24 protein-coding genes are annotated in these 26426 nt (G+C 38.7%); 8 read left to right on the top strand and 16 right to left on the bottom strand.

The annotated features are described in order from the left end of the window. The first annotated feature begins 159 nt into the window (after nucleotides 1-159). The 4 genes from SJY09_RS11325 to SJY09_RS11310 all read left to right on the top strand — a co-directional run bounded on the left by SJY09_RS11325 (nucleotide 160) and on the right by SJY09_RS11310 (nucleotide 4496). Nucleotides 160-618, top strand: coding sequence for a small multi-drug export protein (locus tag SJY09_RS11325; RefSeq protein WP_099574071.1), 459 nt, complete (start codon nucleotides 160-162; stop codon nucleotides 616-618). Nucleotides 619-716: 98 nt separating this feature from the next. Next, on the top strand, nucleotides 717-1055 hold the full coding sequence (locus SJY09_RS11320; protein ID WP_396635829.1) for a pyruvate kinase: 339 nt from the start codon (nucleotides 717-719) through the stop codon (nucleotides 1053-1055). A 153-nt stretch (nucleotides 1056-1208) separates the two neighbouring features. Next, nucleotides 1209-3296, top strand: a complete 2088-nt coding sequence (gene pta / locus SJY09_RS11315; RefSeq protein ID WP_396635828.1) for a phosphate acetyltransferase — start codon at nucleotides 1209-1211, stop codon at nucleotides 3294-3296. 6 nt (nucleotides 3297-3302) lie between these two features. Next, the gene (locus SJY09_RS11310) at nucleotides 3303-4496 is read left to right on the top strand and encodes an acetate/propionate family kinase (RefSeq protein WP_396635827.1); all 1194 of its coding nucleotides are present in this window, start codon (nucleotides 3303-3305) and stop codon (nucleotides 4494-4496) included. On the opposite strand, the gene SJY09_RS11305 is transcribed toward SJY09_RS11310, so the two are convergent. From SJY09_RS11305 to SJY09_RS11260, 10 genes are all read right to left on the bottom strand, one after another. Continuing rightward, the gene (locus SJY09_RS11305; RefSeq protein ID WP_396635826.1) at nucleotides 4476-5945 is read right to left on the bottom strand and encodes a vanadium-dependent haloperoxidase; all 1470 of its coding nucleotides are present in this window, start codon (nucleotides 5943-5945) and stop codon (nucleotides 4476-4478) included. The genes SJY09_RS11310 and SJY09_RS11305 overlap by 21 nt on opposite strands. 55 nt (nucleotides 5946-6000) lie before the next feature. Beyond that, on the bottom strand, nucleotides 6001-6498 hold the full coding sequence (locus SJY09_RS11300) for a GTP-binding protein (RefSeq protein WP_396635825.1): 498 nt from the start codon (nucleotides 6496-6498) through the stop codon (nucleotides 6001-6003). 8 nt (nucleotides 6499-6506) lie between these two features. Next, nucleotides 6507-7211: a sulfite exporter TauE/SafE family protein gene (locus tag SJY09_RS11295; protein ID WP_396635824.1), complete on the bottom strand. Its 705-nt coding sequence runs from the start codon at nucleotides 7209-7211 to the stop codon at nucleotides 6507-6509. A gap of 3 nt (nucleotides 7212-7214) precedes the next feature. After that, nucleotides 7215-7658, bottom strand: a complete 444-nt coding sequence (locus SJY09_RS11290; protein WP_396635823.1) for a FixH family protein — start codon at nucleotides 7656-7658, stop codon at nucleotides 7215-7217. Between the two features lie 14 nt (nucleotides 7659-7672). Beyond that, a complete protein-coding gene (ccoG, locus tag SJY09_RS11285; RefSeq protein ID WP_396635822.1) occupies nucleotides 7673-9091 on the bottom strand; it encodes a cytochrome c oxidase accessory protein CcoG in 1419 nt (472 codons plus the stop codon). Between the two features lie 69 nt (nucleotides 9092-9160). Then, nucleotides 9161-10042, bottom strand: a complete 882-nt coding sequence (locus SJY09_RS11280; protein WP_396635821.1) for a cbb3-type cytochrome c oxidase N-terminal domain-containing protein — start codon at nucleotides 10040-10042, stop codon at nucleotides 9161-9163. Next, nucleotides 10039-10230, bottom strand: a complete 192-nt coding sequence (locus SJY09_RS11275; protein WP_396635820.1) for a CcoQ/FixQ family Cbb3-type cytochrome c oxidase assembly chaperone — start codon at nucleotides 10228-10230, stop codon at nucleotides 10039-10041. The genes SJY09_RS11280 and SJY09_RS11275 overlap by 4 nt, the downstream gene beginning before the upstream one ends. A gap of 4 nt (nucleotides 10231-10234) precedes the next feature. Continuing rightward, the gene (gene ccoN, locus SJY09_RS11270; RefSeq protein ID WP_396635819.1) at nucleotides 10235-12436 is read right to left on the bottom strand and encodes a cytochrome-c oxidase, cbb3-type subunit I; all 2202 of its coding nucleotides are present in this window, start codon (nucleotides 12434-12436) and stop codon (nucleotides 10235-10237) included. Nucleotides 12437-12442: 6 nt separating this feature from the next. Further along, complete coding sequence (ccoS, locus tag SJY09_RS11265; protein WP_396635818.1) at nucleotides 12443-12646, bottom strand: cbb3-type cytochrome oxidase assembly protein CcoS; 204 nt, start codon at nucleotides 12644-12646, stop codon at nucleotides 12443-12445. A gap of 71 nt (nucleotides 12647-12717) precedes the next feature. Continuing rightward, complete coding sequence (locus tag SJY09_RS11260; RefSeq protein ID WP_396635817.1) at nucleotides 12718-15114, bottom strand: heavy metal translocating P-type ATPase; 2397 nt, start codon at nucleotides 15112-15114, stop codon at nucleotides 12718-12720. Between the two features lie 118 nt (nucleotides 15115-15232). Between SJY09_RS11260 and SJY09_RS11255 the strand changes: the two genes are divergently transcribed. The 3 genes from SJY09_RS11255 (at nucleotide 15233) to SJY09_RS11245 (ending at nucleotide 17688) form a co-directional block, all read left to right on the top strand. Continuing rightward, complete coding sequence (locus SJY09_RS11255) at nucleotides 15233-15913, top strand: Crp/Fnr family transcriptional regulator (RefSeq protein ID WP_396635816.1); 681 nt, start codon at nucleotides 15233-15235, stop codon at nucleotides 15911-15913. 103 nt (nucleotides 15914-16016) lie between these two features. Further along, complete coding sequence (locus SJY09_RS11250; protein ID WP_396638624.1) at nucleotides 16017-16706, top strand: Crp/Fnr family transcriptional regulator; 690 nt, start codon at nucleotides 16017-16019, stop codon at nucleotides 16704-16706. An 82-nt stretch (nucleotides 16707-16788) separates the two neighbouring features. Continuing rightward, entirely contained in the window at nucleotides 16789-17688 is a 900-nt protein-coding gene (locus SJY09_RS11245) for a universal stress protein (protein ID WP_396635815.1), read from the top strand. Here SJY09_RS11245 and SJY09_RS11240 read toward each other — a convergent pair. The 6 genes from SJY09_RS11240 to hutH all read right to left on the bottom strand — a co-directional run bounded on the left by SJY09_RS11240 (nucleotide 17685) and on the right by hutH (nucleotide 25444). After that, a complete protein-coding gene (locus SJY09_RS11240; RefSeq protein WP_396635814.1) occupies nucleotides 17685-17912 on the bottom strand; it encodes a hypothetical protein in 228 nt (75 codons plus the stop codon). The two genes, SJY09_RS11245 and SJY09_RS11240, sit on opposite strands and share 4 nt — an antisense overlap. Nucleotides 17913-17974: 62 nt before the next feature. Beyond that, entirely contained in the window at nucleotides 17975-19186 is a 1212-nt protein-coding gene (locus SJY09_RS11235) for a hypothetical protein (RefSeq protein WP_396635813.1), read from the bottom strand. Between the two features lie 368 nt (nucleotides 19187-19554). Continuing rightward, complete coding sequence (gene hutG / locus SJY09_RS11230) at nucleotides 19555-20505, bottom strand: formimidoylglutamase (RefSeq protein ID WP_396635812.1); 951 nt, start codon at nucleotides 20503-20505, stop codon at nucleotides 19555-19557. Nucleotides 20506-20510: 5 nt separating this feature from the next. Then, on the bottom strand, nucleotides 20511-22553 hold the full coding sequence (locus SJY09_RS11225; protein ID WP_396638623.1) for a urocanate hydratase: 2043 nt from the start codon (nucleotides 22551-22553) through the stop codon (nucleotides 20511-20513). Nucleotides 22554-22599: 46 nt separating this feature from the next. Continuing rightward, nucleotides 22600-23850: an imidazolonepropionase gene (gene hutI / locus SJY09_RS11220; RefSeq protein WP_396635811.1), complete on the bottom strand. Its 1251-nt coding sequence runs from the start codon at nucleotides 23848-23850 to the stop codon at nucleotides 22600-22602. Between the two features lie 13 nt (nucleotides 23851-23863). Further along, on the bottom strand, nucleotides 23864-25444 hold the full coding sequence (gene hutH / locus SJY09_RS11215) for a histidine ammonia-lyase (protein ID WP_396635810.1): 1581 nt from the start codon (nucleotides 25442-25444) through the stop codon (nucleotides 23864-23866). 78 nt (nucleotides 25445-25522) lie between these two features. Here hutH and SJY09_RS11210 point away from each other — a divergent pair, with 78 nt between their 5' ends. Beyond that, entirely contained in the window at nucleotides 25523-26419 is an 897-nt protein-coding gene (locus tag SJY09_RS11210) for a LysR family transcriptional regulator (protein ID WP_396635809.1), read from the top strand. The last annotated feature ends 7 nt before the right edge of the window (nucleotides 26420-26426 follow it).

Raw genomic sequence — 26426 nt, 5'->3', positions numbered from 1 at the left:
AAGCAAATTAAGCAGTATGTTAGGAAAGTACTGATACCTCTAAAATAAGTATTTGAAAGGTAGTGGTTTTAACCTAATTATTTTAATGATTATTTATGATTTTATAAGCCGTTTTAATGGATTTGGAGCTTAAATTTACGGCTTCTTAAAAATACAGTAGTGATACTAGATTTAATAATAGCTGCGTTGTGGAGCATTTCTCCTTTCGGAGAAGCTAAGGTGGGTATTCCCTATGGTCTTCTTAAAGGGGTGAATAGTTATGCTGTATTCCTAGTATGTTTTGTGGCTAATTTATTGGTATTCCCAATCATGCACTTTTTTTTGAAATACCTGAACAAGTCAATGCTTAAATGGGATTTTTACAAGAAATCTGCTATATACGTGGCCAGAAAAGCAAAAGTTGGCTCTGGAGATAAGATTAAAAAATACGGCTTTTATGGCCTTATTTTTTTTGTAATGCTCCCTGTACCAGGAACTGGAGTATACGCAGGTAGTATTGCTAGTTATTTGTTCAAAATAGAGAAGAAAAAAGCTTTTGCGGCCAACGCTATCGGCATATTCTTTTCGTCGGTTATTGTCTGGTCTACTACCTTGCTTACCATGAAAGGTATGGGCTAATACCTAGAAATCTTAAGTTTATAAATTTTGTGAATAAGTAAGTGCGGTCTTTCTTCCAAGAACCCTACACTGTTTTTAGTTTAGTATTTTTTTTATATATGGATAAACTTAAGATAGGAGATAAAGTCTATAATGTTGCTAAAGATGGGTTCGATGATTTTGCACGCTATTCCTTTTCGGAGGTTGTGGCACTTACCGAAACTTTGGCCGTGTTAAAAAATGGAGTGCGATTGGTGAATAGACCTAAGCCATCCTATATCATAGAAGATGTAGGTTACTCCGTTTCCCGAAAAAAGGGAACGCATTGGCATATCGTTTCCTTACAAGCCATTAGAAATGCCCAAATAGAAAATGAAAAAATTAAAATACATGAATGGTTTGCTTCCAAAGAGTTTACTTTAGAAGAGAAACGGCAGATTTTTGAAAGCTTTTTATGAGTCTATATTTTATGTAGAATTATAATTCCTTTCTGCCCCATAAACCTTTAGGCTAAAATCATGTCAGTTTTTGTATATGTTTAGCTGTTGATTGTTGTATTTCAATATGGCAAAAACCATATCTTTAGTTGTTCAAATCAGTACCTTCGAATAATGACAAAAGCCCTTTACGTTGCCACATTAGAATCCCATAGCGGTAAATCTTTAGTTGTTCTCGGTTTAATGCAACTTTTGTTAGGTAAGATGGCCAGAGTTGGTTATTTCAGGCCTGTTATTGACGATGTAGCGGAAGGAGAAGTGGATAACCATATCAACACTGTAATATCTCATTTTGATTTAGACCTTAAAAGGGAAGACGCCTTTGCCTTAACACAAAGTCAGGTGGTGGATATGTTTAACGATGGCAGGCAGGGCGATATTTTAGATACTATTATAGCCAAGTTCAAACAGCTAGAAGAGCAGTATGATTTTATTCTAGTAGAAGGGAGTGATTTTTCTAGTGACGGTAGTATTATCGAATTTGATTTAAATATAGATATCGCAAAAAATTTGGGTACCCCCGTTATTTTAATAGATAATGCTAGGGGCAAAAGCCTTGAAGAGTTTTGTGGAAACTTGGAATCTGCCGTAAACACCTACATCCAAAAAGGAATAGAAGTTCTAGGTGTTGTGGCGAATAAAGTCCGTCCAGAAAATACAAGTATCGTTCATGAGAGACTGCTGACCGAATTTGAGGATAAGACAATACCATTTACAGTGCCAAGGGTTAAAAATCTATCGCACCCAACATTACACGAGATTCTGGAATCACTTGAAGGGAAAGTACTTTTTGGAGAAGAGAATCTAGACAATCAAACCGGAAGCTTTGGGGTAGGGGCCATGCAATTACATAACTACTTAACTCACCTCAGGGATAATAGTTTGGTCATTACACCAGGCGATAGGTCCGATATTATTCTTGGTGCCTTGCAGGCCAATTTGTCCGATAATTATCCGGCCATTTCTGGCATTGTACTTACGGGCGGAATTTTACCGGAGCCATCCATTTTAAAACTTTTGGAAGGTTTTGAGACACATGTTCCTATTATCTCCGTACAACAAGGAACTTTTGAGACGACCAATTCTGTAGGTAATATTAAATCAAAGATTTACGCAAAGAGCAGACAGAAGATTACCACATCGATAACGCTTTTTAATACCCATATTAATGGCGAGCTATTATTGGAGCGACTAAAAACTTTTGAGCCAAAAAGTATTACCCCAAGAATGTTTCAGTATAATTTACTGCAACGTGCTAAATCGCAAAAAAAACATATTGTTTTACCAGAAGGGGAGGATGCCAGGATTTTAGAAGCAGCTAGTGAACTAAGCGGTTTAGGAATTGTGGACATAACGCTTTTAGGAAATCAAGAAAAAATTGAAAAAAAGGCGATGCAGTTGGGTATTGCTATTGCTCATTTGAACATTATTGACCCTGCAGATTCATCAAATTTCGAAAGTTATGCAGAGATCTTTTGTGAGCTAAGAAAACATAAAGGAGTTAATATGGACGTTGCCAGGGATACCATGTTAGATGTTTCTTACTTTGGGACCATGATGGTGTATCAAGGCCACGCGGACGGAATGGTGTCTGGTGCCGTACATACCACCCAGCATACTATACGACCAGCATTACAATTTGTAAAGACAAAACCAGGTATTAAAGTAGTTTCTTCGGTATTTTTTATGTGTCTGGAAAATAGGGTTTCCGTCTTTGGTGATTGTGCCATAAATCCGAACCCAACGGCGGAGCAATTGGCTGAAATTGCAATTTCCTCAGCTGCTTCAGCGGAAAGATTTGGAATCAAGGCCAAAATCGCTATGCTATCTTATTCTTCGGGAAGTTCAGGAAAAGGGGAGGATGTTGATAAAGTTAGAAAAGCAACTGAAATTGTAAAAAGCGAACATCCCAATTTGCAAATTGAAGGTCCCATACAATACGATGCCGCAGTGGACCCCTTGGTAGGTAAAAGTAAGTTGCCAGATTCGCAAGTGGCCGGGCAGGCATCTGTGCTCATCTTTCCAGATTTGAATACAGGCAACAATACCTACAAAGCCGTACAGCGAGAAACCGGGGCATTGGCTATCGGCCCAATGCTTCAAGGTCTTAATAAACCAGTAAACGATTTGAGCCGGGGCTGCACGGTTGATGATGTTTTTAATACCGTTATCGTAACCGCTATCCAAGCACAAGAAAGTTAGCACCCTATGCAAGTACTCGTCTTAAATTCAGGAAGTTCTTCGATTAAGTTTCAGATTATTGAAATGCCGTCCGAAACAATAATTTGTAAAGGCTTAGTGGAACGCATTGGGCATAGAAATGCCAAGATACATTATAAAACCAATATTATTTCTTTGTCTGAAGAGAAAGCGCTTTATAGTCATAGGGAAGGATTACAGGCCATAACCTTACTACTGATGGACAAGAATAATGGAGTACTAAAAACCCCTGAGGAGGTTGTTTTGGTTGCACACCGCGTAGTCCATGGAGGCAACCGCTTTGACCAACCTACTAAGGTAGACGATGAGGTTCTAGCAGAAATTGAGCGTTTATCTGTATTGGCGCCGTTGCACAATCCGGCAAATGCTACAGGTATAAAAGTAGCTGCAGAGCTTTTTGGACATGCCGAGCAGGTTGCGGTTTTTGATACGGCCTTTTATCAAACACTACCTGAAAAAGCCTATCGGTATGCCATGCCTAAAGCGCTTGCGGACAAACATCATATTCGCGTTTACGGTTTTCACGGTACCAGTCATAAATATGTTTCTGAGAAGGCAATGGATTACCTGAATAAATCATCGGCCAAAATTATAAGTATCCATTTAGGGAATGGTTGCAGTATGACTGCTATTAAGGACGGAAAAAGCATTGATCATTCTTTGGGTTTTGGACCTTCTAACGGACTTATTATGGGTACAAGGAGTGGTGATATTGACCAGTCTGTTATTTTTTATCTGATGGATAGTCTTGGTATGTCTTCCCAAGAGGTGAATGAGCTATTACAGAAGAAAAGCGGACTTTTGGGATTAACCGGATATGCCGATTTAAGGGATGTACAAACCCATGCAGCGCAAGGAAATAAAGATTGCCAATTGGCACTTCATATGACTGCGTATCGCATTAAAAAATTCATTGGAAGTTATATCAGTGTTTTAAATGGTGTTGATGCCGTTTTATTTACGGCCGGTATTGGGGAAAATTCTAGTGTACTCCGTGCTATGGTTTGTGAAAATATGGATACGTTTGGACTTCAACTAGATACGGATAAGAACAATCATCCTGTAAAGGGTATCTATGAAATTCAAAAAGATGAGTCTAAAATAAAAATTTTAGTAGTACCTACAAATGAGGAACTGGAAATTGCAAAGCAAGCGTTTGAATTAATTTGCCGAGTTTCCTAGATGTTTATTGTAAAACTTCCATGTTTCAGTAGCTACATCTCTGCCTAATTTTAAGCCAGCAACATTATCTGCTTGAATGTGATAGCCGCCCATTACCCTGGACATACCGGCCATGTCTGCTGCTTCGGTAAATGTTGGAAACTTTATTGTCACGGGCTCGCCATAGTTTGCAACATCTGTTTCTGTCAGGGAACCAGGAATTAGTTCCACTTCTTCTCCAAAATAGTCATCACCTGTGAATAGGCGCAATGCTTCGCCGCAGGCGCCGCTAATTGTACTATGTCCTGAAGTGTAGCTTGGAAAAGGCGGACATAGGAAAACATCTGGTGAATACGGCCTCCATTCTTGTCCATTCATTTTAACAGTTCCCTTTCCAGGACCTCCCCATGCTTCAATGATTTGGTTTTCATAATAGTCATGAACCAGTGCGTAAGGTCTAGCATAATCATAGAACATTTTTGAATCCCAAGATGCTATAAAGGCATCCATAGCAGTAATTTCTGTTAAAAAATACATTTTAACGTCTTGATCTAAAGTATGTTCATCTCTACGGGAAACGTCTTGTGCGAACTTTAACCAATGACCGGCTTGTTGTACAGATTGAGGACCATCACGCATGAATTCTACCAAAGCTTTGTCTTCGTCGGTAAGGTTCGCCTGTAGGTCAATTACCTCTTTAACTTCTTTTTTTAGTTGTTCTGAACCAACCATGGGAGGCGGTCCTGGTCGGAATTGGTCGGCAGATTGCAGTGCAATAGGTTTTACCAATTGCCAATACGGGGTAAGACATCCTGGTGCATACTGACCACCTTTGCCATCTGAAAAATATTTTGGTTGCCAGCGATTAATAGCCGTGTTTTCATCTGCGGAATTAACGGGGCTATAATTCGTATAATCAAAATAGGGTTCGCCATTTGAACCTTCTGCTTCACCATACTGGTTACTACCATCATTCTTTCTGGTTTCAATAACCGCTCTTGCCGCTAGGTTTCCAATACCCTCGGGTGTAAGGGGGTCTAGGGAATTATTGTTAGGGTCTAACCCTAATTCTATCATGAATTCTTCAAACATTTCCGTATCGGAATAGTAGTACGCTTTCATTGCCCCGAAAGCAGCATAGCTAATTGCTATTTCCTTATTTCTTAAGATTTGTTCTTTGGATGGACGTCTTTCCACCTTACTTAAATAAACAGGAATTGCATGTTCATCATAGCGAGACCATGCGTCAAAAACTGCTATGAAAATTAATCCCAAATATCTTGATGTTATCGTAGGCCTTGGTTTAAACTTTTCAGTATCTGAAGCCGTTGCATCCAAAGCCATTTTTCCCCACTTATAAGCTACGTTTTCAGTTCCTGTTGGTTCTTGTGTTTCTGGGTCTTGGGCGTGTAATTTTTTCGTTGAAACTAAAAGAAAGACTACAAAAGCAAGTCTAAAAAGGTTTTTCATAAGAATGTTGCTCTAGTTTATTGTAAGATTTAAAGATAAAAATGTGTTTTAGTTTTTAAAATTTTTCGGTTAAAATTTTCATCATAAACTCATACAAATCTTGCATTTGAGGTCGTCCTTTATACTTGCCCGCTCTTCCCAAGAAATAGAGCGCAAACCACAGCACGGCCATAAATACCATTAATCCAATTTGTAATCCATAAGGTTTTTTTAAAGCTGCGCTAGAATAGGCCCATATGGCTAAAATCACGAAGAGCGTTGCTACACCAAAATGCAAAAACATAAAAAATGTCCATAGTGTGGGATTTGGGCCAAAGACACCATAAATTTTACTGTTATTTTCATCTATCTTATTAATTTCAAGATGTAGCTGGGGCGACCAAAAATGATGCTGTTCTTTGTTGAATTTGATGAAAAGATGTTCATCCAAACGCTTTACTAAAAAAGGAGGTTCTTCTGAATGCTCAAAATCGTCTAACACTTTTTCCTTAGGTTCAGCTATTTCAAGTTGAAACCTTGGTCGTAAAACGATATCATTGGGCAATACACTCATGGCCTAGTTCATGGATGACAATCTATTGTTGTACTTGCTACTTGACTTACAGGTTTGGGGGAAACATAAGGAATACCCAGTCCAAGACCTCTTAGAATAAACAAAAGCCCCATTACCACTATAAACATGGGTATTAGTTTTTGAATGCGCTTTTTTACGCCTCCTTTTAGCACCCCACTGAAATACACTGCCGTAGTCATTAAGGGAATGGTTCCAAGGCCAAAGAATACCATAAATAAACTTCCTTTGCCTACATCTCCCATAGCAATGGCTGCAAAAAGCGCCATATATACCAAGCCACAGGGTAGCAAACCGTTTAAGATGCCTATGGTCAGAAATGTATCTGCTGTTTTCTTTTTTAGTTCTTTACCTAGGGAAGTTTTTACCTTAGAAATAATTTTATAAATGGGTTTGGAAAAGTTGTATTTAGCAAAGGTTCTGGCTGGGATTAGTACCAGTAGTATCATTAATACGCCTATTGCAATTGAAAGTTTTTGCTGCATTCCAAAAACATAGAGCCCCTTTCCTAAAAGACCAAAAACTAAACCAATGGTAGCGTAAGACAATAGTCTTCCTAGATGGTAAAGTGCTACTTGACCTGCTTTTTTGTATGGATTTTGCCTATCTACAGGAAGCATAAAAGCTATAGGGCCACACATGCCAACGCAGTGTAAACTTCCCATGAATCCCAATAAAAGAGCAGTTAATAGCATTTTTTAGTATGTTATTTTTTCTTTTTGCAAATAGGAATCTCCATTAATTTCCCATTTTATTTTAATATCCCAGCGACCATCTAACAAACGTTTGTCAGGTATGAGCAAATGTGTATTGGATAAACTTATGGGTAAGTCAAAATCCAATTGTTTATTAGATGGTCTATATAGGGATACTGTACCTTTTATTTGTTCTAAATCATTTGTTTTAGGGAATGCTAGAAGTAGGCCTTCCGCTGTTTTCTCAATTCGTATTTTATCACTTTTGTTAGCCTTTACTTCTGCATCTATTTCATTTTGATGCTGTAAGGCATCCTTATAATAATCTTCCGTAACCAAATCATGATTAGCATTACTGTCCATGCTCATTTTGATTACGAAAAAAAGTATGAACGAAATGAACGCTATAAATGCTAAAACTACTCCTGTTCCCCAGTTAATCTTCATGATGTTATTTTTAGTTATTTGTAACTTCTAGGTGCCATAAAAGCACATAGGGTAGTCTCAATTAATTTATCGCCGCTATAAACGCCAACTTTAACTTTCTCTTTGTCGCTTTTAACGGCAGCATTATCAATTTCTATAAAGAGCGTGCCTTCAGCCAAGTCCTGCGCAGGAACGGTAAAGTTTTTAGTACGCACTAACTTTACTATGCCCTTATGCGATAGGAGTCTAAAGTTAACATCGGGTACCACCGCCGTGGTCTTGTTTATCAGTTTGTAAGTGTATACGTTACTAATAATATCTCCCTCCTTATGCTCATATAACTGTCCTGGTAGTCGTAATATGTTGGCCTCTAAATCATTTCTTAGAAATAGCATTCCTACCAATACGCCAATTAAGATGAGTAAAACTGCCGAGTATCCCTTAAGTCTAGGCGAAAATTTAAATTTCTCCTTTTTGGTGATTTCATCTTCACTGGCGTACCTGATGAGGCCTTTTGGAAGATTTACTTTTTCCATAATGGTATCGCATTCATCTATACAAGCCGTGCAGTTTACGCATTCTAATTGGGTTCCGTTTCGGATATCTATTCCTGTAGGACAAACATTTACGCATTGAAAGCAATCTATGCAGTCCCCATGTCCTAGAGCTTCTCTGTCCTCATTTTTTCGCCATTTTTTACGACCATTGTCCGCTTCCCCCCTTTTGTGGTCATAAGCAACTATTATAGATTTATTATCCAGTAGAACACCTTGCATTCTGCCATAGGGACAAGCGATGATACAGACTTGCTCTCTGAACCAAGCAAAGACCCAAAAGAAGACGGCTGTAAAAATCAATAAGGAAATCATGGTGCTAAGATGCAGTAATGGCCCATCGGTGATGTAAGCTATTAGTTTATCACTCCCTATTAAATAGGCTAGAAATACATTCGCAATAAGGAATGAGATGATAAAAAAAAGGGTCCACTTAAGGGCGCGTTTTTTTATTTTTTCTGCATTCCATGGTTGCCTGTCTAATTTTATCTGTGCACCACGGTCGCCGTCTATCCAATATTCTATCCTTCGGAACACCATTTCCATGAAAATGGTCTGTGGGCACATCCATCCGCAAAAAATACGTCCAAAGGCAACGGTAAAGAGTGCAATGAATATAACTCCAATAATCATGGAGATAACGAACAGGTGAAAATCTTGTGGCCAGAATGGAAAGCCGAATATATTGAAACGTCTTTCCAAGACATTGAACATTAGAAACTGGTTTCCATTAATTTTTACAAACGGGGCTGCAAATAAGAAAATTAATAGCACATAACTTACATATTTCCGATAGGTATAGAATTTGCCACTTGGTTTTTTGGGAAAAACCCAGGCGCGCTTTCCCTCCTCGTTTATGGTTCCTATGGAATCCCTGAAATTATCTTGGTCCTGTGCCATTATTCAATGCTTGTTAACTTCTTTTTGTTGCCCTCTTAAAATTTACTAAGGTCCTTGCTTCTAAGAAGATTAGGGAGTTTCTACCCAAATATCTCCTTCTGGAGCTTTAGGATTGGCAGGAGTGGTTCCGTTGATTTCCGTCAGAATATAACTTGAGACCTGTGCCATTTCAGCCGGTTTTAAAATTTGTTTCCAAGCTACCATGCCTTTACCGTCTCTACCTCCCTCGGATATGGTGTTGAATACATTTTTGATGCCACCACCTAAAATCCAGTTCTGGTCCGTTAGATTTGGACCAATACCTCCACCACCATCAGCCATATGGCAGGCAACACAGTTGCTTTCAAATATGGTCTTTCCGGCATTTATATCGGAAGCATCCGTTAAGAGTTCAACGGTATTAACGTCGACTAAATCTTTGGCGGTTCTTTTATATTCTTCAATCTCTAATTGTGCTGCGGCAATTTCCTGCTCGTATTCTAAATCTTGGTCGTAATCGTTGAATACATGAAAACGGGCCAAGTAAATAACTCCAAATATGATGGTGGCATAAAACATATACACCCACCAAGGCGGTAGTTTATTGTCTAACTCTCGTATGCCATCATAGTTATGGTCAAGAATTATTTCGCCTTCTGCTTCAATAGGCTTTGAACCTAACAACTTCTTGTAGGTCTTTTTGCCCCAAGTCCATTCCCATCTTTTTGAAGCGGAAGCCAGATATCTTTCCTTGCCTTTGTCTGTTAGAGTTTGGAACATGACATTTTCTATCGCCGCTAGAATAAGTTCTATGGCAATCAATAGTATTAATATGAAAAGAAGAAATGCGCCTGCCATTGGGAAAGCAATGAATGCAGGCTGTTCGCCAGAATCTATAAAATACTCCATCAATGCAAAAATGGTAAAGAAGAGTAGTGGAATTCTAATCCACCAGGGAGCTATATTTTTCATAATTCTACGTTTTGTTGGTTGTTATTCTCTAAAGGAATTTCACTCATTTCTTTTATGTAGGCTTTTGATGCGGTAAACACCCATGCGAAAAGCACAACAAAAAAGATGAAGAAAATTAATAATGATAACATGGGGTAGGTTGCTATCCCATCTATACTTTCCATGTATCCTTTTACGAATTTTAGCATAATTTTATTTATTTTCTGAGAGTAACTCGTTGGTTTCTTTAATTTTAATATCAGTTCCTAAGCGTTGTAAATAGGCTATCATAGCTATGATTTCTCTATCCCTCATTTCTATGAAAGGTTCCCCACTTTCAGAGGCCGATTTTTTATCCGCTTCATAGCTCTTGGCAAAATCAGGATCGGTATACAAGTTCTTTTCAATTTGAATGGCTTGAGCATTCATTTGCTGTTGTGCATTGGCAATATCTTCATCTGTGTAAGGTACACCTAGGGAGACCATTGCTTCCATTTTTGCTTGTACATCACTACGATCGTGCTCATTGCGTATTAACCAAGAATAAGAAGGCATTATGGAGCCCGATGAGGTGCTTTGGGGGTCGTACATATGATTCAAATGCCAGTTGTCCGAATATTTACCTCCAACCCTTAGCAAATCTGGCCCAGTACGCTTACTTCCCCATAAGAAAGGATGGTCATAAACAAATTCTCCTGCCTTTGCATATTCTCCGTAACGCTCAACTTCACTACGGAAGGGGCGTACCATTTGTGAGTGGCAACCCACACAACCTTCCCTAATATATAGGTCTCTGCCTTCTAGCTCTAATGGGGTGTAGGGCGTTACACTGGTGATGGTCGGAATGTTCGATTTCACCAAAATCGTAGGGACTATTTGAATGACACCTCCTATAAGAATGGCCACGGTAGCTAAAATTGTTAGCTGAATTGGTTTACGTTCTAACCAAGTGTGGAATGTTTCGCCGGCTGTTCTTCTTTTAGATACCCTAGTTAAAGGAGCAGCTTCTGCCAACTCGTCCTCAACTGTTTTTCCAGATCTAATGGTAATCACAATATTATACACCATAACTAATGCACCGACGATGTACATACTACCTCCTATAGCACGCATCCAGTACATAGGCATAATTTCATTTACGGTCTCTAAGAAGTTACCATAGACTAAAGTGCCATCGGGATTAAAATCCTTCCACATTAAGGCCTGTGTAAACCCAGCTACATACATGGGAAGCGCATAAAGAATAATACCAAGTGTGCCTATCCAAAAGTGGAAATTTGCCAAGCCAGTTGAGGCAAGTTTTGTTTTGAACATTTTAGGGACTAGCCAATAAATCATTCCAAATGTCATGAAACCGTTCCAAGCTAATGCTCCAACGTGTACATGTGCAATAATCCAATCACTGAAATGGGCAATAGCGTTCACGTTCTTTAGGGATAACATAGGCCCTTCAAAAGTTGCCATGCCATATCCTGTAATGGCCACTACCATAAATTTTAGGGTAGGGTCTGTACGTACCTTATCCCAAGCCCCTCTTAATGTTAGCAGACCATTTATCATACCACCCCAAGAAGGTGCAATTAGCATAATAGAAAAAGCAACTCCTAAATTCTGTGCCCAATCCGGTAAGGAGGAATATAACAAATGATGCGGTCCTGCCCATATGTAAATAAATATTAACGACCAGAAGTGAACAATGGATAATTTGTAAGAGTATACCGGTCTGTTGGCGGCTTTAGGAACAAAATAGTACATTAAACCTAAGAATGGTGTTGTAAGAAAGAACGCAACGGCATTATGTCCGTACCACCATTGTACCAATGCATCTTGAACACCGGCATATACCGAGTAACTCTTTAATGCACTAACGGGAAGCTCTAGACTATTAAAAATATGTAGTACGGCAACCGTTACGAAAGTGGCTAGATAGAACCAAATGGCGACATACAAATGACGCTGTCTTCTCTTGATCATTGTACCTATGAGGTTAACCCCAAAGGCTACCCATACTAAGGCGATAGCAATGTCAATAGGCCATTCTAGCTCTGCATATTCCTTAGAGGTGGTGTAGCCCAAAGGAAGAGTTATTGCGGCAGCAACAATAATTAGTTGCCATCCCCAAAAATTGAAGTTACTTAGAAAGTCACTGAACATTCTAGCTTTTAATAAACGCTGGGTGGAGTAGTATACCCCAGCAAAAATGGCGTTCCCCACAAATGCAAAGATGACGGCGTTGGTGTGTAAAGGTCTAAGGCGTCCAAAACTTAACCACGATATACCATCGGTAATGTTGGGGAACATAAACATAAACGCCAGTAACAGACCGACGGACATTCCTACAATACCCCAGAGCATTGTAGCATAGATGAACTTTTTTACGATTTTGTTATCGTAATAAAACTGTTGTACTTCCATAGTTGATTAGTTATTTGGTTCTGTTTTAATATCAATATTTGGTAATTGTTCGCCAATCTGAGATTTTACTAGTTCATCTTCAAACAGGATGCGTACTGATGGAGTATAAGCGTCATCATATTGACCGCTTTTTACGGAAAGAATAAAAGCAATAAAAAAAAGCACAGCTACACTAATGCTGATTGCTAATAACACATAAATTACACTCATACCTACCTGAATTCTGATGTAAAATTAAATCGACTCTCCTTTAATAAATATGACATTTATCAGGTTTTGAATTATTTTAATTTTCTTCCTAAAAGATTGGTCATTACCGTAGTGAAAACCACGACGCTAATTGAACTTAGGGGCATTAAAATTGCCGCGATTACAGGCTGTAATTGCCCGGTTATGGCAAAATATAACCCGATAATATTATATAGTAAGGACAGTAAAAAACTAAGTTTTATAATTTTTATGGCCTTTTTGGATGCCAGTATATAATGGTACAATTCTTTAAATTTCAAGGCATCCATAATACCGTCACAGGCCGGTGAAAAAACATTTGTGTTTTCGGAAATGGCAATACCCACATGGGCCTGCGCTAAAGCTCCGGCATCATTAAGTCCATCACCCACCATTAATACCTTTTTGCCTTGTTCTTGGAGCGATTTTATAAAGCTTAGTTTGTCCTTTGGTTTTTGATTAAAATAGAGGGGCGTCAATGTAGGAAGTAGCGTTTCTAACCTGGATTTCTCTCCTTCATTATCTCCAGAAAGAATTGCCAAGTCTAAGGTTTGGGACATGGTTTTAAATGATTCGGATATGCCTTCCCGATATTGATTGTGAAAGGTGTACTTTCCTCTGTAATGATTGTTATTGGCAATATGAACTGTGGTGTCTAGCACTTCTTCAGCATTAGAGTTACCCACAAAATCGGCAGAACCTACTTTGATGTGATTCTCTCCTTTACTTGCCGTTAAACCTTTGCCCAAATATTCATCGTACTCGTCCAATGGAAAAATATCCTGTGCCGCCAGTAAATCATATAATGTTCTACTTAAGGGATGGTTGGATGCACGCAGGGTGTTCTTTAGAAGCGACTCCTCCTCAAGTGTTAAGGGCATTCCTTCATAGGTTGCCGTACTTGTTTTTGTTGTAGTTATGGTACCGGTTTTATCAAAAATGGCGGTATCTATTTGGGCGAGCAATTCAATAGTTAAGGTATTCTTTAGATAGAATTTTTTTCGACCAAAAATCCGAAGCATATTACCAAGGGTAAATGGTGCTGCCAAAGCAATAGCGCAAGGGCACGCTATGATGAGTACGGCAGTAAAGACATCCATTACCTTTTCAGGTTCATAAAAAAGCCAAAATGCCGATGCTGATATGGCAATGGAAAGGACGGTAATCGTAAATCTTTTTCCAATACTGTCCGTCAACGTTTGAAACCTACTCGATTTGTCGGTTTTAAAAATGGCATTGCTCCATAACTGTGTCAGGTAACTTTGGGAGACAGATTTTAGGGCTTCCATCTCAATTGCACCATTTACCTGTTTTCCGCCTGCAAAAAGTTTGTCTCCTGATTGCTTTCGTTGCGGTTCCGATTCTCCGGTTACAAAACTATAGTCTATCATCGCATTCCCATTAATCAATACACCATCCGTGGGAATTAATTCTTCATTCCTTATCAATATTCTATCCCCTGGTTTAATATCATGTACTTGGGTGGTTTCTTCCTTATTTGAAGGGGTTACTTTTGTAACGGCTATGGGGAAGTATGATTTATAGTCGCGCTCAAAGGATAAAAAGGAGTAGGTTTTTTGCTGAAAAAACTTGCCTAATAATAGAAAGAAAACCAATCCGGTAAGGGAATCAAAAAAACCGCTTCCTAAATTAAATATGATTTCAAAAGTACTGCGTAGAAAGAGTACTAAAATACCTAGAGCAATAGGAACATCTATATTTAACATACCCGAGCGAAGTCCTTTATATGAAACTATGAAGTAATCTTTACCAGCATAGCATACTACGGGTAATGAAAATGCAAACATTAACCAACGAAATAAAACTTCATATTGGTTGAGCCAAAATTCACCACCGGCCGAGTGGCTCGTGGACAAATCAAAATAATCTGGGAAGGATAGGAACATTACATTGCCAAAAGCGAAGCCGGCTACGCCTAGCTTATAAGTAAGACTACGGTCTGTTACTTTCTTCTTATTATCAAAATCATCTAAAGAAATATTTGGTTCATAGCCTATTTTTGCTAATAATAGTACCACTTCTTTTAAAGAAATTTTGCTGGGATTATAATTGATACGTACCGTTTTTTTTGGGAAATCTACTTGCGAGCTGCTAATGAAAGTATTCAGCTTATTTAGATTTTCTAAGACCCAAATGCAGGAGCTACAATGAATATGAGGTATGTAGAGATTCACAATTTGCAAATCATCATCACTAAAGTCGGTTAATTTTTCAACAATAGCAGAAGTGTCGAGAAAATCATATTTTCCTTCAATTTCGGTAGGAGTGGCTCCAGCACTTTCTTGTAAATCGTAATAATAGGACAAATCGTTTGTAGCAAAAATCTCGTATACCGTCTTGCATCCCGTGCAACAAAAATTCTTTTCATCATACGTTACTAAAACCTGTTCACAATCGTCACCGCAATGATAACAACTTTGTTTATCCATAATACTTTGCTTATACCTAAGGCAAAGTTCTTGATAGTGTGGATTTTAAAACATGATATTTGTCAGGTTTTAAGATGGTAGTCTAGATTAGTTTTGTGGAGAATTTAATTGGACACTCATGATAGCTTGTAATCTTAGTAAGGCAAAGCAGTTGAATTTCTTGAACAGTCTTTCCGTAAAAGAAAAAGAAAAACTGAATACTAACAGTAAGATGTGCCAAATAAGGAAAGGGTCTGTAGTTTTTGTTGAAAATGAACAACTTCAAAAATTATTTTTCATTAATGAGGGTGCTTGTAAGTTTTCTGTTGTCGATGATAAAGGCAAAGAACATATTACGAGATTACTAGGAAAAGGAGACCTCATGGGACGCCGTTCTATAATAACAAAAAAAGGAGCTTTGGTAACTGCTACCGCAATTAGCGATACTACCCTTTGTTGTGTGGATAAAAGTACGCTCCTTAATAATCTGGAAAAAAATAATAGTTTTTGTATGGACGTATTAAAAGGCTTCCTGACTGATTTAGAAGACCAGGAGTTTAAAATGAAATTATATGAAAATCGCCAGAGCATACCAAAACGTTTAGCAGGGCTTTTACTTTACATGAAAAGTAAGTTTGGATTACATAGCGATGGCAGTCTTAGAATTACCCTAAAACGTGAGGATATGGCTAATATTTTGGGAACATCTAGCGAGTATATTATAACCTTGTTAACCCGTTTTAAGACAGCACATTTGGTGGCTTTAGAGAAAGGTAAGATTACAATTATCTCTGAAAATCAACTCCGTAAATTTTTGTGAAACAAAAAAACGAGAACCTTTAATTTTAAAGGTTTTAGTTTTTTGCTAACTTGTATTTTTACTAGGTCAGGTAAAAAAAATAGTAGTTATGGAACATGAAGAAATGGAAACCCGCTGTGAAAATTGCATAGTTCGCCAATTCAATTCATTACGAGCTATGAATAAAGAAGAATTGAAGCGGGTATCTGACTCTAAGGTGAGCAGAAAAATCAAGAAAGGACAAGCCATTTTTGAGGAGGGTGAAAAACTAGACGGGGTTTATTGCGTAAGGGACGGCGTTTCTAAATTATCAAAACTCAGTGAAAACGGAAAAGACCAGATTGTAAAATTGGCCAGTAAAGGGGAAGTGATAGGTCAGCGGTCCGTAGTGGCGGAGGAATCTGTTAATCTCAGTGCAGTTGCGGTCAGTGATATGGAGGTTTGCTTTATTCCCAAAGAAGGAATCGTAAATACGTTACACACTAATCCTAACTTTACCTTAGAAGTACTGCGCCATATGGCACATGATTTAAAAGAGGCCGATGATGTTATCGTAAACATGTCCCAAAAAACGGTGAAACAACGTATCGGCGAGGCTTTTCTCTATTTGAAAAATAATTTTGGTGAAGATGATGCAGGTTTTCTGAAGTTGACACTATCCAGGGAGGATATAGCAAACGTGGTTGGCACAGCTACAGAGTCTTGTATCCGAATTATTAGCGAGTTTAAAAAGAAAGGTTTCATTAAAGCATCAGGAAAAAAGATTGGTATTCTAGACCAGAAAGCACTTCAGGATTTGGTCGACGGATTTTAAGTATCTTCACCAAAACCTGATAATTATCATAGTTTCAAGGATTCCTTAGGTCTAATTTTGCGGTATACAATTCCGCAATTAGATGAAGCATATTTTAATCCCAACAGACTTTTCAAGCAACGCATGGAATGCGATACAATACGCCTTAAAACTTTTTAAAAATGAGGAGTGTACGTTCTATTTACTAAATACGTATACACCTGCTATTTCTAGTAGTAGATTTATGGCAGCTTCCTTGGAGGGCGGGTTATTGGCGAATACAGCGCATAACTGTTCAGAAATGGGATTGAAAAATGTGCTGTCTTTGATAGCGCAGAAATACCCCAATGAGAAGCACCAATTTGAAACAATTTCCTCCTTTAATTTACTAGTAGATGAAATTGTTGAAATAATAGCTAGGTATAGTATAGATTTGGTTTTGGTAGGAACAAAGGGTGCTAGTGGTTTGGAGGAAGTTTTTATGGGCAGTAATACAGTAAAAATAATTAAAACGGTTAAAGATTGCCCTGTTTTAGCAATTCCTCAAAATTATGAATTTATAAAACCATCTGAAATTTCTTTTGCAACCGATTTTAATCGTTTCTATACCCTATCCGAGCTGAAACCTGTAATAGATTTGGCAGTTTCGTTCGGGGCGGTTGTGCGTATTGTTCACGTGCAACATGAAATTAAGGCACTAACAGAACTGCAACGTTTTAATTTGGGCATGTTGCGGAAATATTTGGGAGAAGTAGAGCATTACGTGCATACGGTCTCTGAATTTAACTCGATCTCGAAAACATTGGAGTTATTCGCCCAAGAGTTAGATATTCACCTTTTGGCCATGTTACATTATCAACATAGTTATATGGAACGCCTAACCCGGGAACCTATAGTCAAAAGAGTGGCATTTCATACAAGTATTCCGTTGTTGGTTATACCAGAATTGGGTATGAGCAACCATCATCAAAAAAATGCTAAAGCGCTATCCTTTTCTGATTAATTGGAACGTTTGCCAATAGGGTGATCCTCATAAAAATCATCGAAAGTTTTTACTGTTTTATAATTATCCGTCAGAACTTTATAAACCATAACTATAATAAGACCTTGGCCTAGGACAGTTAGATAAAAAATCCAATTAAAAGGTAAGTTCATAGTAACCATAATTACCAAGGTTACCAATAAAAAACTCGTAAGTGCAATCCAAAAGGAAACTGTAGTTTTCATTTTTTATTTAAAATTACCTCAAACAGATTACCTAATCCGTTAAAGGAATTTTAAAATATGAATTATATGCTTATGCTTGGTATCCAGAATTTATCCTCATTAGGAATGTTATTTTTCCTCCCTAAATGCAAGGGATTAAACCTTAATTTGGCAAATGCGTACCAAATGGTAGAAGACAAGGCTGGGGCAATATCCGCATGATCCCATAATAAGCCCGTTCCATAGGATGTTCCCTGATTAGACGCATAAGGTATTCCTTGGGCATTTTCAATGATAGTGCTGTTGAGAAGCGTTTTTTCTAAGGTTGCTATAAGTTCTTGGGATTTGTCAAATCTTCCTATTCCATTAAAAGCTACGGCCATTTGAGCTGTACCTTCTAACCAGATAACATCCTTATCTTCATCAAAGCAATAACCTGTAATTTCTTCGCCCGTTACCGTAAGGGTTTGATTGTTTAGGTATTTGTTGGCTTGGAAAAGCACATCATCTGGCATATCTGTTATAATACCATTACCTAAAGGGTGTAAATCCATGGCATAATTATATTTTGGATTCTCTGGCCAAGAAATCAATACACCAAGATTGCTATCCCACCTATTCTTTTTTAAAAATCTTAAAATACCCTTATGAAAATCGTCATAACCTTCAACAGCATTAAATGCCATAAGAATGCCTTCGGTTACTTTAGGAATTAAACTACCGTCACCGTTTACACCTCCCATAATACTGCCGTCTTCATTTTGCATAGAACGGAGCCAATGATCTAATGCGGTACCTAAGGATTGGTACTTATTAGATTTGTAGGTGGCTTTATAATGATTTAAGGCAATTAGAAGCCAAGCATGATCTCCCATCCATATTCTTTCTCCTTCTTCTCCAGCGGTATTCCTAGACTGATAAAAACCACCATTTGATGAGAGTTCCGTTTCTTTTCGGGCATTGTAAAAATCAAATATTTTTTCCGCTCTTTCTGGATTATCTTGTTGTATAAAAAGAATTGCCGCGAGCGCATTATCGTAAAGTGATACAAAATTTGAGTTCTCCGCGCTTTCTAATAATCCAGATGTGCCTTGCATATGATAAACCCAATTGATGTAAGGGTCCAAGTTCGTAGGAATTTCATCGGACTCATTTTTAGAAGCTTCAGTAATAGTTTGGTCAAGAACTACATCAATATCATCGCTGTAAAGAAGTTCGTCTTTTTGACAAGAGGTAATAAAAGCAACTAGAATAAAGAGAAAATATAACTTTGGATTGAAATGTAGGTAGGTCATTGGTTTGAATTTGGGATTACCAAATTACACCTCATTTACACGTTATAAAAGGCATCACGATGATAGGTACACTTTATCGATAAGCGTAAGGGAAACGGTTGGTAATCGGCAATAAGGACTTTTAATCGTAAGTGGACTAGCGTCGCTTTTCCACTTTAAGGAGAAATAGATGTTGTTCATCTATTAAGAAAATAAAAGAGGTGTTTTTAGATAATGGAAAAGCTTTAGTATCTTTGGGCTGTTGTGTTGTGCTTCAAACTAGGTTTGAAGCGACTCGTGTTAATCGACTAGAGGTCGATTTTAACCAATGAAAGGCTTTCCATAAAGGGAGGCTTTTTTTGTTTGAAGTTATTCGCTTTGCAGAATTTCTAAAGGAGTTTATGCATAACGGAGTGAATAAGGGATGCGGCTAATTTTGCAGTTTGGTCGTCGATATCATATTCCGGATTTAATTCCGCGATATCCAAAGCACATAATTTTCCCGAGCTTAAAATGGTTTTTAAGGATTCTAGTACAACATCTGGTGTGAAGCCCATAGGAGAAGGGGCACTAACTCCAGGTGCATAGGCCGATGAGAATCCATCGAGATCTATCGTCACATAAACTACATCTACATTTTGTATAAATGCATTGATCCATGCGTTTATCTCCGTATGAAACTGAATTCTAAAGGTATCCCTTAAAATATACTTTACCTCTAGGTCTTTAGCAGTTTTAAATAGTTGGGTGTCGTTAGCGTCTTCTCGGATGCCAAGGCATAAGTAATGGAATGGACTTTCCGTTTTTTTACAGTTCTGGGCTATTTGATAGAAAGGTGTTCCGGAGTTAGCACCATTTTCGGTTGAACGTAAATCAAAGTGCGCATCAAAATTAATAATGCCGATGGTTTTAGAATTTCCTAAGTGCGCTTTAATTCCGTTAAACGTAGCGTAAGCAATGTCGTGACCGCCACCTAGTAGTATGGGGAATGCCCCCTTTTGCATGAGTTCACTAACTTTATCTGATAGTAGTTCCTGCGTTTTTTCCAAATCGGTCCCATGTACGGTACCCACATCAAAGAGCGTAGTATCCGCTTTAAGATGATTGGGTAGTTTTCCCAATTGTTTGCGAATGGCACTTGGGCCATTTTCAGCACCTATTCGCCCTTGATTGCGTTTTACGCCCTCGTCGCAGGCATATCCCAATAATGCTATGGTTTTACTTGTATTCTTACTAAGTTCGGAAAGTTCCGTACAGTTTATTTTTTCATGCAGATAGTGCTGTGCCTCTGATGTTCTACCGCTATACGTATCCGATGCTGTGATTTTATAAACTGCCATTCATTTCAAGTAAATAACTCGTTCAACAACTCATCTTCTACTAAGTTAGGTAAAGTAACGGTAAGTTCAGGAGTGCGTTCCATTTCTCGCTCTATCGCGAAAATAGCCTCCTTGTTTCTGGCCCAACTTCTTCTAGAGATACCGTTGTTAACATCATAGAATAACATGTTCTTTAGCTTGCGCGAAGCGTCTTCGGAGCCGTCTAGTACCATTCCAAAACCACCATTGATAACTTCTCCCCATCCTACACCGCCACCATTGTGAATGGAAACCCACGTAGCACCCCTAAAACTGTCGCCTATTACATTATGTATGGCCATATCCGCGGTAAATTTACTGCCGTCGTAGATGTTACTGGTTTCCCTGTACGGAGAATCAGTTCCACTAACATCATGGTGGTCCCTACCCAAAATCACAGGAGCTGAAAGTTCTCCTGTAGCTATGGCTTGATTAAAAGCTTCGGCAATTTTAGCCCTACCCTCGGCATCCGCATATAATATGCGTGCTTGTGAACCAACAACCAATTTGTTTTGCTCCGCTTCTGCTATCCATTTTATATTATCCTGCATTTGTTGCTGAATTTCCTTTGGCGCAGTTTTTCTGATATCCTGCATAACTTTTAGTGCTATGGCGTCTGTTTTTTGCAAGTCTTTGGATTTTCCAGAAGCACAGACCCATCTAAATGGTCCAAAACCATAGTCAAAGCACATAGGGCCTAAAATATCTTGGACATAACTTGGGTATGCCCAATTTTCGGCTGCCTCTGCGACCGTAGGAGTGTTTGAAAAGTTACCCTCTAGGTCTTTATAAACAAATGCGCCTGCTCTTGAAGCTTCTAATAAAAAGGCGTTTCCGTAATCGAAAAAGTATGTGCCTTTATGGGTATGTTTGTTGATGGCACTTATTTGCCTTCTCAAAGAATCCTGAACTTTTGTTTTAAATACTTCAGGGTTTGAACTCATTAACAAGTTTGCTTCCTCAAAAGATAATTCTACTGGGTAGTAACCACCTGCCCAAGGATTATGCAGAGAAGTCTGGTCAGAGCCTAAGTGAATAAATATGCCTTCTTTATCAAACCGTTCCCATATAGTTACTACATTTCCAATAAAGGCGAGTGACACCACTTCCTTGTCTTGAATAGCTTTTTGGGTACGAGCTACTAAAACATCAATATCGTTAATTAACTCATCTACCCAACCCTGGTCATATCTTTTGGTTGCTGCGACTGCATTTACTTCCGCACATATGGTAATACATCCTGCAATATTTCCCGCTTTGGGTTGTGCGCCACTCATACCACCAAGACCTGCTGTAAGAAATATTTTCCCCGCAGGAGTCTCACCTGGTTTTAAAACTTTCCTGAACGCGTTCATTACCGTTATTGCCGTACCGTGTACAATTCCTTGTGGACCAATATACATATAGGAACCTGCCGTCATTTGGCCGTATTGCGTAACACCAAGTGCATTGTATTTTTCCCAGTCGTCTGGCTTGGAATAATTAGGAATCATCATGCCGTTCGTCACAACCACACGGGGTGCTTCTTTTGATGATGGAAAAAGCCCCATAGGATGACCAGAATATAGGTGTAGGGTTTGCTCTGACGTCATCGTTGCCAAATACTTCATGGTAAGGAGATACTGGGCCCAGTTTTGAAACACCGCTCCATTACCGCCATAGGTAATCAGTTCTTCAGGATGTTGCGCAACTGCTATATCTAAATTGTTCTGAATCATTAGCATTAAAGCCGCAGCTTGGGAAGTTTGAGCAGGATAATCTTGAATGGGACGGGCATAAATAGCATAATCTGGCATAAACCGGTACATATATATTCTGCCATAATTATTGAGTTCTGCAGCAAATTCCGTGGCAAGAGTTGCATGCCAAGCCTTTGGAAAATAGCGGAGGGCATTTCTAATGGCCAATTGCTTCTCTTCTAAGGATAAAATTTCCTTACGTCTAGGAGCGTGACTTAAGGTCAAGGAACGTTCTTTCTTTGGTGGAAGTTCTAAGGGGATGCCTTGTACTAGTTGTTCTTTAAAATCCATTTCGTGTTTCATTGAACTGCTATAATTTTTGGATATAAGTGAGGGTTTAGCCTTTATGCTTGTCAAAAACCAATGCTCCCTTTTTCCAAACCATACAGGGTTTCAGGTTGCCTTGGTTGTATAGTATCTCTTGGTAGTTTCCGGTATGAAAAAGACTAAAATCGGCCAAGAAGCCTTCTTCTAATTTCCCTCTATCGGATAGTTTTAGAGCGGCCGCCGCCCTAAAGGTAATTCCGGCTAAAACCTCTGCATTCGTTAGTTTTTCAAAGGCCCCGAGAATAGCAGCCTGTGTTAACAAATCTCCCATTGGGGCAGAACCCGGATTATGGTCACTTGCAATAGCTAGTGCGGCACCCTTATCCAACAATTTTCTACAGGGTGTAAAAGCGCAGCCTAGACCAATGGATGCGCCGGGTAATGCTGTGGCGATGACTTTACTTTTTGCTAATTGTTCTATTTCCGTTTCCGTGCTAGCTTCTAAATGGTCTGCGCTTAGCGCACCAAAATCAATAGCCACTTTACTGCCGCCGGTAGAAAATTGGTCGGCATGTACCGTGATATCAAAACCCATTTCCTTCGCTTTTTTGAAATAGGGAGCAATTTGTAATGCCGAAAAGGCACTTTCTTCAATAAAAGCATCTATGCGGTGGCATAAGTTTTCAGCCTTTAGCATAGGAAAAAGAACAGTACTTATTTCCTCTAAATAAGCCGCTGCACTACCTTCAAAATCTTTGGGTGTCATATGGGCTGCTAAGCACGTAGCTATTAAATCTGTAGCAAGAGCTGCATCTGCCTCTTTTATGGCATGTAGCATTTTAAGCTCTTCTTCTACAGATAAGCCATAACCACTTTTGACTTCTATAGTAGTAACACCATTTTTTAAATGTCTATTTGCTCTTTTTTTAGTGTTCTTAACCAAATTTTCTTTGGTGGCCTTTCTTGTTTGTACTACCGTATCCCAAATACCGCCGCCTGCTTTTGCAATTTCTAAATAGGTTCTACCCGCATTACGCATGGCATAATCATTGGCACGGGAACCTCCAAAACATAGGTGTGTATGGGAATCGATAAAACCCGGGAAACAGGTGTGGTCTCCTTTTAATTCTTGGAGTTCGACCTTTGGATATTGTGTTTTTAGCGTCTCGAATTTACCTATTGCTTTTATTTGAATCCCTTCAATTAGAATGGCTGCATTTTCTATGATAAGGAGTTGATGGTCGGATAGGGCACCATTTAGGGGCAAACCAGTCATAGGAACAAGTTGCTTTATAGGGCCAATAAGTATTAGTCTTTTCATTTACGGAAACTATTTAATAGGTTTCAAATTCCTTGGAGTACTTCGTCTTTAAAGATATCCCTTCTTTTGCACCGACACGGTTAATTACTTTAATAATTGTTTCTTTTTTAATCAATTTAATTCCCGCTTCAATATCATCTGAGAATACCCTATCCTTATCAGCGAAGGCTACTTTTTTTCGTATCTCTTTATGAATTTCATCCAGAAAAATACCAGATTTCATAGGTTTCCTGAATTCAAAAGCTTGTGCAGCTGTTAAAAGTTCAATAGCTAATATTTTCTGGACATTTTCAATAACCTGTAGCGCTTTTCGTCCTCCGATAGAACCCATACTCACATGGTCTTCTTGGCCTAAAGAGGTTGGTATGCTATCTGCACTCGATGGAAAACACAAGCCTTTATTTTCACTGGCAAGCGCAGCCGTAGTGTATTGTAAAATCATATAGCCAGAGTTGATGCCAGTATCTTCCATGAGTAATTTGGGTACTCCTGGGCTATTACCTTCCAATGCCAGATAGATACGCCTATCGGAAATGTTCCCTATTTCTGAAGCCGCTAGGCAGGCATAATCTAATGCCATCGCTAAAGGCTGACCATGAAAATTACCTCCGCTTATGGTCAGTTCTTCATCAATAATGACGGGATTATCGGTTACTGAATTCAACTCTACTTCCAATAACTCCTTTAGGTGTAGCCAAGCATTTCTTGAGGCACCATGTACTTGCGGAATGCACCTAATGGAATAGGGGTCTTGTACGCGCTCACAGTCAATATGGTCTTCCATAATTTCGGAACCTTTTAATAATCTTTTTACACGTTTGGCTACATGTACATTTCCTTTATAGGGTCTTAAAGCGTGTAATTCATTATAAAATGGTTTTACAGAAGCTTGGAGCCCTTCTATCATTATGGCTCCTATAATATCTGCTTGTGATAAAACGGAATGTAATTTCGATACAACCTTTACCGCATGGGCAGCAATAAATTGGGTTCCGTTAATGAGTGCCAACCCTTCTTTTGGGCCAAGTTCAAGGGCTTCGAGGCCTGCTATTCTAAATAATTCTTCTGCGCTTATCGTTTTGTTTTGGTAGCGAACTTTTCCTAAACCGATAAGGGGAAGAAATAAATGTGATAGCGGTGCCAAATCACCTGAAGCGCCAACAGAACCTTGGGATGGAACTACGGGAATAGCATCATTTTCTATATGCCATAGTATCCTATTCAGGGTAGCCTCGGCAATACCAGAATAGCCTTTTGCCAAAGAATGGGCTTTTAAGACCAACATTAATTTTGCAACAGCTTTAGAAACTGGTTTGCCTACACCAACACTATGGCTTTGAAGAATATTGGTCTGTAATATGTTTGTTTCTGACTGTGATATTCTAGTGGTACACAGTGGGCCAAAACCAGTATTGATGCCATAAACAGGATGCCCTTTATCCACAATATTTTGTACGATTCCCCAACTGGTTATCACCTTATCCCTGGTCTTCTGACTAATGGTTAAATCAGTACTTCCTTCGATTATACGCAATGCAATGCCTGCGGTAAGCCAATCTTTCCCTAATTTGAATGTTTTCGGTGTAATAGCCATGCCTCCTATTTTAGTTCTATAAAATTATTTATTAAGTTTGATAATTACCAATACTATTGTTGTTAATAATCAATAACTATGAGTTCTCAATTAGAATTACGCCATCTCACGTATTTCCTAGCAGTGGCGGAAGAATTGCATTTTAGAAAGGCAGCAGAAAAACTATTTATCTCCCAACCTGGTTTAAGTAGACAGATAAAACAAATGGAAGATTTATTACAGGTGGAACTTTTTGTAAGGACTAAAAAGAAAGTGGCGCTTACACCTGCAGGTCATTACTTAAAAGCGCAAACAGAGGGTATTTTTAAGCAGTTGAAGGAAACCAAGCGGCAATTACAATTAATAGGTGAGGGAGACACGGGCGAAATCCGTATTGGATTCCTGGGTTCCGCTATGCAGAATGTAATTCCTAATCTGCTTTTACAGTTGCGGGATAACTATCCTAAAATAAAAACTTCCTTAGAGGAACGTGCAAATTTGGACCAGGTAGCTGCTGTTTTGAAGGATGAACTAGATATAGGTTTTGTGCGATTAGCTAGAGTGCCAGCCGCGTTGCATATGCAAACTATTTTTGAGGATACGTTTTCTTTGGTATTGCCAGAGAGCTATCCTATGCTAACGCGAGATTATAAGGGGATGCAACAGTTTTCCGAGGATAATTTTATCCTTTTTAGTCAAGAATATAGTCCTCATTATTTTGATACCATTATGAGCATTTGTTCCGATGCTGGTTTTATTCCTAAGGTTTCTCATAAGTCTGTGCATGCACATACCATATTTAAATTGGTGGAAAACAAATTAGGTATTGCCATAGTGCCCACGGCCTTACAAGCAGGTTTTCAAATGCGGGTAAAATTTATTGAGTTGAAAGAGATTAAACAACGTGCATTACTTTCGGTAATTTGGAGGAAGGAAAACGCTAATCCCGTGTTAAAAAATTGCATGGATTTACTTTTAGGTAGATCTTCATCATAAATTCTTT

It is taken from the genome of Maribacter sp. R77961, assembly GCF_044594925.1.
Classification (GTDB): Bacteria; Bacteroidota; Bacteroidia; order Flavobacteriales; family Flavobacteriaceae; genus Maribacter.
The sequence above is the reverse complement of the archived record's forward strand: the minus strand, read 5'-3'. Positions and strand labels throughout refer to the sequence as shown.

Bases quoted from the DNA above. Each gene is read 5' to 3' on its own strand.
- SJY09_RS11305 (WP_396635826.1), bottom strand. From the start codon at position 5,945: ATGAAAAACCTTTTTAGACTTGCTTTTGTAGTCTTTCTTTTAGTTTCA.
- pta (WP_396635828.1), top strand. From the start codon at position 1,209: ATGACAAAAGCCCTTTACGTTGCCACATTAGAATCCCATAGCGGTAAA.
- SJY09_RS11300 (WP_396635825.1), bottom strand. From the start codon at position 6,498: ATGAGTGTATTGCCCAATGATATCGTTTTACGACCAAGGTTTCAACTT.
- SJY09_RS11275 (WP_396635820.1), bottom strand. From the start codon at position 10,230: ATGCTAAAATTCGTAAAAGGATACATGGAAAGTATAGATGGGATAGCA.
- SJY09_RS11225 (WP_396638623.1), bottom strand. From the start codon at position 22,553: ATGGATTTTAAAGAACAACTAGTACAAGGCATCCCCTTAGAACTTCCA.
- SJY09_RS11235 (WP_396635813.1), bottom strand. From the start codon at position 19,186: ATGACCTACCTACATTTCAATCCAAAGTTATATTTTCTCTTTATTCTA.
- SJY09_RS11210 (WP_396635809.1), top strand. From the start codon at position 25,523: ATGAGTTCTCAATTAGAATTACGCCATCTCACGTATTTCCTAGCAGTG.
- SJY09_RS11240 (WP_396635814.1), bottom strand. From the start codon at position 17,912: ATGAAAACTACAGTTTCCTTTTGGATTGCACTTACGAGTTTTTTATTG.
- SJY09_RS11320 (WP_396635829.1), top strand. From the start codon at position 717: ATGGATAAACTTAAGATAGGAGATAAAGTCTATAATGTTGCTAAAGAT.
- SJY09_RS11255 (WP_396635816.1), top strand. From the start codon at position 15,233: ATGATAGCTTGTAATCTTAGTAAGGCAAAGCAGTTGAATTTCTTGAAC.
- SJY09_RS11290 (WP_396635823.1), bottom strand. From the start codon at position 7,658: ATGAAGATTAACTGGGGAACAGGAGTAGTTTTAGCATTTATAGCGTTC.
- SJY09_RS11310 (WP_396635827.1), top strand. From the start codon at position 3,303: ATGCAAGTACTCGTCTTAAATTCAGGAAGTTCTTCGATTAAGTTTCAG.
- ccoG (WP_396635822.1), bottom strand. From the start codon at position 9,091: ATGGCACAGGACCAAGATAATTTCAGGGATTCCATAGGAACCATAAAC.
- SJY09_RS11250 (WP_396638624.1), top strand. From the start codon at position 16,017: ATGGAAACCCGCTGTGAAAATTGCATAGTTCGCCAATTCAATTCATTA.
- hutH (WP_396635810.1), bottom strand. From the start codon at position 25,444: ATGGCTATTACACCGAAAACATTCAAATTAGGGAAAGATTGGCTTACC.
- SJY09_RS11260 (WP_396635817.1), bottom strand. From the start codon at position 15,114: ATGGATAAACAAAGTTGTTATCATTGCGGTGACGATTGTGAACAGGTT.
- ccoN (WP_396635819.1), bottom strand. From the start codon at position 12,436: ATGGAAGTACAACAGTTTTATTACGATAACAAAATCGTAAAAAAGTTC.
- SJY09_RS11295 (WP_396635824.1), bottom strand. From the start codon at position 7,211: ATGCTATTAACTGCTCTTTTATTGGGATTCATGGGAAGTTTACACTGC.
- SJY09_RS11280 (WP_396635821.1), bottom strand. From the start codon at position 10,042: ATGAAAAATATAGCTCCCTGGTGGATTAGAATTCCACTACTCTTCTTT.
- hutI (WP_396635811.1), bottom strand. From the start codon at position 23,850: ATGAAAAGACTAATACTTATTGGCCCTATAAAGCAACTTGTTCCTATG.
- hutG (WP_396635812.1), bottom strand. From the start codon at position 20,505: ATGGCAGTTTATAAAATCACAGCATCGGATACGTATAGCGGTAGAACA.
- ccoS (WP_396635818.1), bottom strand. From the start codon at position 12,646: ATGAGTGTAATTTATGTGTTATTAGCAATCAGCATTAGTGTAGCTGTG.
- SJY09_RS11245 (WP_396635815.1), top strand. From the start codon at position 16,789: ATGAAGCATATTTTAATCCCAACAGACTTTTCAAGCAACGCATGGAAT.